Origin of the sequence: Brevibacillus sp. NRRL NRS-603 (assembly GCF_003013445.1) — a bacterium.
Lineage (GTDB): Bacteria > Bacillota > Bacilli > Brevibacillales > Brevibacillaceae > Brevibacillus > Brevibacillus formosus.
Genome location: NZ_PXZN01000187.1, coordinates 1 through 1,343 on the forward strand (window position 1 = coordinate 1; position 1,343 = coordinate 1,343).

The window sequence follows — 1,343 nt, forward strand, 5'->3', positions numbered from 1 at the left end:
GTTGACTCAAACCAAAAGGATTTTAAGCCTACTTAATCACACAGCTCGCTTCCACCCGATAAATGCGCTGCCCACGAGAAGAAAAGCGCTCCTCGTACTCCGTCATTACATTATCTGCCGCCAGCTTGGACTGGTGCAGGTCAAAGGTAATATTGCGCATCTGGAAGCGCTCCGCAGCGAATTGGTTGAGTGAAAACTCAAAAAGGTTTTCGTTGTCTGTCTTCATATGAATCTCACCGTCTGCCACAAGCACCTGGCGATAGGTGTTCAAGAAGCTTTTGTAAGTCAGACGACGTTTCGCATGACGGGTTTTTGGCCATGGATCACTAAAGTTCAGATAGATGCGAGAAATTTCGTGATCGGCAAACAAGTCGGTCAACTTGGAAGCATCGTACTGAACAAAAGCCAGATTCGGAACAGCTTTGTACTCCGTACGCTGAACAGCGCGCAGAACGACCTCCGCCTTCAGTTCAACCGCAATGAAATTGATGTCAGGGTGACGCTCGGCCAATGTATTAATGAAACGTCCTTTTCCACAGCCGATCTCCACGTGAATCGGATTGTCATTCCCGAAGCGTTCCTTCCAATTTCCTTTATAGGAAAGGGGATTGTCTACGAACGTCGGATATTCTCTCAGGGCCGCTTCGGCACCTGGAATGTTACGCAGTCGCATATGTGCCTCCTTCAAAACGAACTCCTATCTACTTTACGATGACTCCCTGCTAGTTGCAAGTAGAGAGAGAAGAAAGAGAAGCGAGATTCCAGCGGTAGATTCCGTGAAAAAGGAGAGAAAAGGGGTTTTTTGTAAATAGGAGTAGGACGAAAGTCGCATGGGGCGAGGGTTTGAACGAATAGAGGCTGGTAAAAACTTGCCAATTTGGGAGGGACATTCTGGTAGGAAAATAGACTGAAAATTTGAGGAATGCCTGTTAAATCAAGCGCGAAGGCGTCAAGCGGTAATTTTATCCAGTTGGGAAAATAGTTTTTGGTAAGTTTTTGGTAATTTCATAGAGGGCTAGCTTTGGTAAAGTAGAGAACAAGTGAGAGGTCAGCCAAACTTTGCATAAAATGGTCCCTTGTTGAGGAGGGATCTTTTTTCAAAAGAAAAGGGAGGATGAACAGCATGAAATTACATAAAACCCTCATCGGAATCGTAATGGGAGTAGCATTGGGAGTCACAGCAATTGTCGCTCCACTGCCAGGGGAGCAAAATGTAGCGGAGGCTGCATGGACGCAATCCAAGGCAGACAAGGTTATTGCCACAGGAAGAAAATATATGGGTACTCCTTATAAATTCGGTGCGAGCAGTAATACCACAGCCGTATTTGATTGCTCTTCCTTTA

Annotated in this window: 1 protein-coding gene and 1 pseudogene; one reads left to right on the top strand and one right to left on the bottom strand. The window is 45.8% G+C overall.

The genetic code is table 11. The features are described 5' to 3' along the window. Positions 1 to 28: 28 nt before the first annotated feature. Positions 29 to 673 (bottom strand): tRNA (guanosine(46)-N7)-methyltransferase TrmB, encoded by a 645-nt coding sequence (trmB, locus tag C7R94_RS29820; RefSeq protein WP_106786059.1) that lies wholly within the window; start codon positions 671 to 673, stop codon positions 29 to 31. 450 nt (positions 674 to 1,123) lie between these two features. Here trmB and C7R94_RS29825 point away from each other — a divergent pair. Continuing rightward, positions 1,124 to 1,343 (top strand): annotated as a pseudogene (locus tag C7R94_RS29825) (C40 family peptidase); the annotation flags it as partial.

What these genes read in the sequence shown, in the direction of transcription:
- trmB (WP_106786059.1), bottom strand. Translation starts at nt 673, where the DNA reads ATGCGACTGCGTAACATTCCAGGTGCCGAAGCGGCCCTGAGAGAATAT.